This window comes from Kitasatospora sp. NPDC057512 (assembly GCF_042802135.1).
Taxonomy (GTDB): domain Bacteria; phylum Actinomycetota; class Actinomycetes; order Streptomycetales; family Streptomycetaceae; genus Kitasatospora.
This window is the reverse complement of sequence record NZ_JBHVET010000479.1, coordinates 1-6,808: the sequence shown is the minus strand read 5'-3', so window position 1 is coordinate 6,808 and position 6,808 is coordinate 1. Positions and strand designations below refer to the sequence as shown.

7 protein-coding genes and 2 pseudogenes are annotated in these 6,808 nt (G+C 70.0%); 6 read left to right on the top strand and 3 right to left on the bottom strand.

Annotated features, from left to right (window positions below; genetic code table 11):
- Positions 1-24 precede the first annotated feature (24 nt).
- The 3 genes and pseudogenes from ACFU6K_RS26810 to ACFU6K_RS26800 all read right to left on the bottom strand — a co-directional run.
- Positions 25-384, bottom strand: coding sequence for a hypothetical protein (locus tag ACFU6K_RS26810; protein ID WP_380667151.1), 360 nt, complete (start codon positions 382-384; stop codon positions 25-27).
- Positions 385-451: 67 nt separating this feature from the next.
- On the bottom strand, positions 452-1,027 hold the full coding sequence (locus tag ACFU6K_RS26805) for an HD family hydrolase (RefSeq protein WP_380667149.1): 576 nt from the start codon (positions 1,025-1,027) through the stop codon (positions 452-454).
- Positions 1,028-1,206: 179 nt separating this feature from the next.
- Positions 1,207-1,617, bottom strand: a pseudogene (locus ACFU6K_RS26800) (hypothetical protein); the annotation flags it as partial.
- 505 nt (positions 1,618-2,122) lie between these two features.
- On the opposite strand from ACFU6K_RS26800, the gene ACFU6K_RS26795 reads away from it, so the two are divergent.
- From ACFU6K_RS26795 to ACFU6K_RS26770, 6 genes and pseudogenes are all read left to right on the top strand, one after another.
- On the top strand, positions 2,123-3,322 hold the full coding sequence (locus tag ACFU6K_RS26795; RefSeq protein ID WP_380667147.1) for a helix-turn-helix domain-containing protein: 1,200 nt from the start codon (positions 2,123-2,125) through the stop codon (positions 3,320-3,322).
- A gap of 428 nt (positions 3,323-3,750) precedes the next feature.
- A pseudogene (locus tag ACFU6K_RS26790) lies at positions 3,751-4,131 on the top strand (ATP-binding protein); the annotation flags it as partial.
- A 241-nt stretch (positions 4,132-4,372) separates the two neighbouring features.
- Entirely contained in the window at positions 4,373-5,218 is an 846-nt protein-coding gene (locus ACFU6K_RS26785) for a hypothetical protein (protein WP_380667145.1), read from the top strand.
- Complete coding sequence (locus ACFU6K_RS26780; RefSeq protein ID WP_380667153.1) at positions 5,215-5,772, top strand: GNAT family N-acetyltransferase; 558 nt, start codon at positions 5,215-5,217, stop codon at positions 5,770-5,772. Before ACFU6K_RS26785 ends, ACFU6K_RS26780 begins: the two co-directional genes overlap by 4 nt.
- A gap of 37 nt (positions 5,773-5,809) precedes the next feature.
- A complete protein-coding gene (locus tag ACFU6K_RS26775) occupies positions 5,810-6,226 on the top strand; it encodes an ATP-binding protein (RefSeq protein WP_380667143.1) in 417 nt (138 codons plus the stop codon).
- A gap of 12 nt (positions 6,227-6,238) precedes the next feature.
- Entirely contained in the window at positions 6,239-6,784 is a 546-nt protein-coding gene (locus ACFU6K_RS26770; protein WP_380667141.1) for a hypothetical protein, read from the top strand.
- Positions 6,785-6,808: the final 24 nt, after the last annotated feature.

Here is a 6,808-nt window from a genome sequence, read left to right as displayed (position 1 = left end):
TCCACCCCACGCCGGGCGAGGTGTTCAGGAGTGGGCGCGTTCGATCGCTTCGAAGATTTCCGCATCGGTCTCCTGCTGCCACGACGGCAGATCGACCCAGTCGGCGACATAGCCCGGCTTCGGATTCTCGATGTGCTTGTGGATCTGAGCGATCCAACACGTCGCGACGAACCGGCCCTTCTGCTCCCGGGTGAGCTTGGACGTGTTCCCGCCGCTCACACCGATGAAGTCCCGGACCTGGCCGAACACGGCAGCGGCACACTCCCGCTCCCACTCGGGGGTCTCCTCCCACGGGGCGACATAGCCGGCCTTCGGCTCGCCCGGGTAGTGCTTCGAGACACCCGCGATCCACGCCTCGCGGAAGATCCGCCCATCAGTCGACATGCGTAACTCCTTTGTCAGATGGCACTGTCAAGCGCCGAAAAGCGGTCGAAGACGAGTGTCGGCGGCGTCACGTCAGGTAGACCTTCTGCCACTCCAGGGACGTCATGGTCAGCGCGGCTTCGGCGAGGGCGCGGGCCGATTCGGTCTTGAGGCTGCCGAGGCTGCTGTCGATCCACGGCTGGACGTTCTGGTAGCCCTGCTCCCGGTACTCCACGGCCTGGATCAGGCACTCCAGCTTGTCCGCATCGTGGGCGACGGTGACTTCCAGGTTCTCGGCGTTCTCGTACTCCTCCACGAGAGCCTGGAGTCCGGCAACGACGGCCGGGTGTGCGGCGCTGACCTGGTCGGCGGTCACGCGTTCGTTCGACGCGGCGGCGAGGTAGCGCCGACTGATGTGCGGGATATCGCTGACCCGGGTCTCCTGGGTGTCGTGGAAGAGACACAGCAGGGCGACCTTGGCCGGGTCGGCGCCCTCCATCATCGCGAGCACCGCGCCGATGACGCCCGTCCGGAACGAGTGCTCGGCGACCGACTCGGGGTCCTTGACTCCGGCGATCCACCAGCCCTGGCGCTTCGCCCGCTTGAGCATGCCCGCCTCGAACAGGTAGCTCGCGGTGCCCCTCGCCTGCTTGTCGTCCGTCATGGCTGTCCTTCGCTGCCGGATCGGTTGCTGCTGTAGCCGCCTACCCACAGACCGTAGTGCACAGACTCCGACTCTCGACGGGCCACCATGAAAGACCATCACCATCAAGCAGCATGCCGACGCATACGGCCAGGCCGCGTGGCGAGCGGGGGCTCGCCGTGCCGGCGCGGTGAGGCGCGCTACGCCTCCGGCGGCACGCTGTAGCGGCTCAAGACGTCATCCGCCGTGGACTTCTCCAGCAGGCGCAGCTCCCAAGGGCCGGTGTTGACGTCGAACTCCTTGCCGAAGCCGACCCACTTGCCGGCCATGCGGCGCCCGGTCGGATCGACCAGCAGCTGAATGGCGCCGTGGTACCTGGCCCCCTGGTAGTAGCCGTCCTGTGCGGTCTGTTCCACCCACGAGCCCGTCACAACGTTCCGGTCGACGGTGAGGTCGAACGACAGTGGCGAGTCGGGATTGGACGACGCGCCGGGGAGCGACTGGCCGGTGATCCGGTTCCCACTCTGGGACAGGACGACGTGGTGCAGGCCGGTGAACGTGTTCTCCCGGCTGCTGCTGAAGAACTCGTAGTGGCTGACCCAGACCCCCGATAGGTCGTCACCCGTGGGAGCGGGTGCGGCCTGCACGGGCACGCCCGGTTCATCGCTGGTCATGTCATGGCCTCCCGTACCGTTCGCGGCGCCTGCGGGGCGGACGCCGGTGAGGACGTCCGCAACTGGTCGTCCAGAGCGCCGATCCGCCCGGTCCTCGCCGTGACCGTCCGGACCTCAGTCATGCCGATCCGCAGGTGCGGGCCGGTCCGCAGCCCTTCGAAGCGGCCCACCGCGTCGGGCCGGCCCGGAATGGTGAGGGCTACCGAGTTGAGGCCTGCCGCGAGTACTCCGCTCGGGGACGGGTCCATGTCGAGGCTCCCCACGTCAATCAGTCCTGACACCGTATCCGTCGACTGGTCGGCGGAGGTAGGTATCTCGTGGAACCGGGCCGCGCACCAGCCGACCAACGTCAACGTTGTTTGACCGAATGATCTGTGACCAGGCGAGTTCGGGGGTACGGTCCCGCATACAGGGTTCAAGGCATTCACGAGATGGGGCCAACGTGGCACCTCCGGACGGAATCAGCACCGGCCAGCGCATCGCCGCCTACGAAGATGTGAGAGGCCTGAGTCATCGGCAACTCGCTGATCGTGCTCACGTCTCGTACAGCCTGCTCACGAAGGTGGTGGCCGGGCACAAACCGGCGACGCCGGAGTTCGTGGCAGCGGTGGCCAGGGCCTTGGGAGTCGAGCCTGGCGACCTCCAACCGCCCGCGTACGGTGACGGGGTGGCAGATGACCCGTTGGTCCCACTGATGGGGCCGATCCGTACGGTGCTCGATCTGTACGACCTGCCGCCTCAGGAGGCTGTTCGACCTCGCGCCCTGCCCGCGCTTCGGGCAGCGGTACGGCAGGTGAACACGCTGGCCCAGGCCGCGAAGTACAAGCCGATGGTGGCGATGCTGCCGGGCTTGCTGGTCGAGTTGCACACGGCCGCGCACGAGTTCACCGGTGATCAGCAGCGGCAGGCGTGGGGCCTGCTGGCGGAGGCCTACCGGTGCGGGCACTCGGTCGGGATCGCCATCGGATTGAGCGACCTGTCCGCGACCGCGCTGGCCCGGATGGACTGGGCCGCAGAGCGGGCCGGCGACCAGGCGCCCGCGTTGCGGGCCGCCCGCGAGTACCTGCGGGTCACCGCCTATCTGCGCATCGGCGACCTGGCGGCCTGCCGACGCCTCCAGGAATCCGGCCGCGGCCACCTGGAGGGGACCGACGCCAGGACTCCGAGCGCACTGGTCACCACCGGGCAACTGCACCTCGGCTCGGCCGTGGTCGCCGCCCGCGCCCGACAGAAGGACCTGATGCAGCACCACCTGGACGAGGCTGAAAAAGTAGCCACCCGGACCGGCGAGCGGCCGGACCTGTCGCTGCACTTCGGGCCCACCAACGTGCAGGTGCACCGGGTGATGACTCTGGTGGAGGCCGGCGAGCACGACCGGGCGGTGGCCGCCGCGAAGGGGCTGCGGTTCCCCGCCGGATGGGCGCCGACCAGGATCGGGCATCACCACATCGACCTGGCCCGCGCGTACCGATGGATGGCCAGGCCGGAGGCCGCACTCGACCAGCTCGACGCCGCGTACGCGGTCGCACCCGACCAGGTGTCCCGGCACCCGCTCGCCCGCGAGACGGTGACCGCACTGTCACGCTCCGCTAGCCGCCGGAGTCTGCGACTGTCAACCTGGATCACCCGAACGGGAATCTGACGATCTTTCACTTCTGGTGAAATTCAGGGCCTTCCATCGGCGGCATCGTGGTGTCCAGCCCCCCGAGAAGCGAAGCCTCGGGGTGTGAGCCCGGTCAGGTCCGGGCTCACACCACACCTCTGCCGCATCCCTTGGAGCCCGCGATGGCCGCCGCACCCCGCCCTTCGTGCCCCGCCCAGACACCGGCGCCCGGGCCGCGCAGATCCGCCGAGGACCGCTTGCGGCGGAACGCCCTGGCCACCGCAGCGGCCGGCTGGGCAGAGTTCACCCCGACCGCCGACCCCCGGGCCCGCCGGGCCTCGTGAGTTCGGGGACGGCTCTTGCAGACGCCCCGCCCCGGTCCTGTGATCAAACCCCGATCGTCGGCAGGCCCGGCGTACATCGCACGTCCTTCGCTTGCTCCCGCCCCGCCGCTTCGAGGTACCCCCATGCTCACGCCCCGCCGCCCCCGCATGTTCGTCGCCCGGCTCTCCTCCCGGGCCGAATCCACGCCCCTGGCCCGGTACTTGCTCCGGGCTTACCTTTCCGGCCTGCCCTCCGGGGACCGGTACCGCGACACCGCCGAACTGCTCCTCGGCGAACTGTTCGCCAACGCCGTCCAGCACTCCGACGGGCCCGACGACTGCCACATCGAAGTCCGCTTCGCCCTCACCGGCTCCCGGTTGCGACTGGAGGTACACGACGCCGGTAGCAGCCGGCCGTCGGTCCGTACCGCCGCGCCTGACGACGAGCACGGGCGCGGGCTCTACCTCGTCAACGAGCTGGCCGAGCGCTGGGGCTGCGCCTCCCGCCCGTACGGCATCGGCACGTTCGTCTGGGCCCTCGTCGCCCCCTCCACTGTGACCCCCAGGGCACTGTCGAGACCAGTCGGCGCGGGCAGCGGATCCCGCCGCCGCCCTTCTCGTTCCTTCCGGTACGAGCGGGCCTGCGGCCGCTGGACCCGCGATTCCTGGAGACCACCCCCGACCTCGCGGCGGCGCTGGCGGTCTCGGCCGACGACGGCCGCGACGTCTTCGAGTACATCCCTTGCGAATGGAAGGCAGTTCGAGAATGGGCGAGTTCCTTGCCGAGGCCCGCGAAGCGCTGAGGGCAGCGGAGGCCTTCTGTGGGCCGGTGAAGCTGAAGGAGGTCAGCAACCGCCGGGGCTCGGCGGTGTGGAAGGCCAGCGGTTCGCGGGGTGTGGTGAGCATCAAGCTCGGCACCGGCGAGGCCGCCGAGGTCACCGCTCGCGAAGCCTCCGTCCTGGACCAACTCCCCGGCTACACCGTGACCGTCGGCCGCTTCGCCGACGGCGTCTGGTACGTCACCCCGTGGCTGGCCGGACCGTCCACGTGGCAGGTCTTCCGGCCCCTGCGCAAGGGCGAGGGCGGGAAGGACGAGGCCCTCGCCGCCGCCGTCGGACTGTGTCGCGCCGTCGCGGACTTCCACGCAGACGGGTGGGTGCACGGGGACCTCCAGCCCGCGCACGGCATCCACGGCGAGGACGGGACGGTGCGCCTGCTCGACTTCGCCTGGTCCCGCAGGCTCGACAGCACCCCGTGGCCGACGTTCGACGGCACGATGATCCACCTCACCGCGCCCGAACTGGCCGCCCGGATCATCAACGGCCCTCAGCCCGTCGCCACGACACAGACCGCAGACGTCTACGCCCTCGCCGGCACCCTGTGGACCAGCGTCACCGGCACGTGGCCGCTGGACTACGACACCGTCGGCCTCGACAAGGGCACGCCCGTGAAGGCGATCCGCAAGGCCATCGCCCACCGAGCCGTCCCGTTGTCCACCGCGATGCCCTGGCCCGCCTTCCAGGCCCGGCTGCGCTACGTCCTACTGGCCGCCCCCGACGAGCGGCCCACCGCCGCCGAACTGGCGAAGCTCATCGAAGCGGAGGGCGGATGATCGAGCTGCGGGAGCTGGGCCCCGGCGACGAGGAAGCCCTACTCCGGATCTACAGCGCGGAGTCGACCAGGCACCTGGGCCGGGCACCCATGGACGCCGACGAAGCCCGCTACCGCCTGCGCGACATCATGGCGGCAGCGGCACAGTCACCGCGCACGCTGTACGTGCTCGGCCTCGCCGTGGACGGTCACCTCCTCGGCGTCGTCAAACTCCACCACGATCGCCCCGTCGCCGCCGTCAGCTACATCCTGCGCGCGGACACCTGGGGCCGTGGCTACGCCACCAAAGGGGTCCGCGGGCTCCTCGCCCTCGCCTTTGGTCACCTCGGCCTGCCGGAGGTCCGCGCCAAGCACCGCACCGACAATCCCGCCTCCGGCCGCGTCCTCCGCAAGACCGGGTTCATCCCGACCGGCGAGCGCGCCGGCTTCAAGACCTACGCCCTCAGATCGACCGACCTGGGACACGAGCGGCAGAGACATCCGCCCGGTGGCGAACCTGCTACTGCCATAGGCAATCGACTGTCTACCGCTGGCAGATCGCCAACGCTGGTGTGAACGACCCCCTCTCCTTTTGCTTCCAAGGTGCTCCCTCATGCCCACTTCCCGTCGGCCCCGGGCTTTCGTCGCCCGGCTCTCCTCCCGGGCCGAATCCACCCCCCTGGCACGGTACTTGCTCCGGGCCTACCTCTCCGGACTGCCCTCCGGTGACCGCTATCGCGATACCGCCGAGCTGTTGCTGGGCGAGCTCTTCGCCAACGCCGTCCAGCACTCCGACGGGCCCGACGACTGCCACATCGAAGTCCGCTTCGCCCTCACCGGCTCCCGGCTGCGGCTGGAGGTACACGACGCCGGTAGCAGCCGCCCGTCGGTCCGTACCGCCGCGCCTGACGACGAGCACGGGCGCGGCCTCTACCTCGTCAACGAGCTGGCCGAGCGCTGGGGCTGCGCCTCCCGCCCGTACGGCATCGGCACGTTCGTCTGGGCCCTCGTCGCCCCCTCCACTGTCTGAAGGACCATCTCCATGCACCTCGCGACCCTCGCCCAGCACACCCTCTCCCGTGGCGCCACCCCCGCCGCCGCCTATGCCCTCATCGCCCGCCTCGGCCACCCGCCCCTGCCCGTCGCCCGAGCCGTCTGCCTCGCCCTCGACATCCCCCTCGCCGAAACCACCCGCCGCCTGGCCGAGTGCTACGACGCCCTCCTCGCCGACCACCACGCCGCCAGCGAGACCGACACCGGCGAACTCCTCGAAGCCCTCGGCGTCTTCGACATCCCCAAGTCCCTCACCGACACCGAACTCGCCGTCGTCGAGCACCTCCTCACCGCGATCAACGCCCACGGCAGCCTCCGCCCCGGCCACCGGCACGGGTTGCAGCGCTGGTTCACCACCGGCAACCTCACCACCGCCTACCTCTCCCTCACCGCCACCCATCCCCTCACCGGAAACCCCGCCCGCTACTGGGAGACCCTCACCACCGCCGGCGAACTCCTCGCCACCACCCTCCCCTCCGACCGCCGCATCACCTACGCCCTCACCCACTGCCGCACCCGCGCAACCCACCCGTAAGCACCGGAAGTCGGCCTGGCCGAC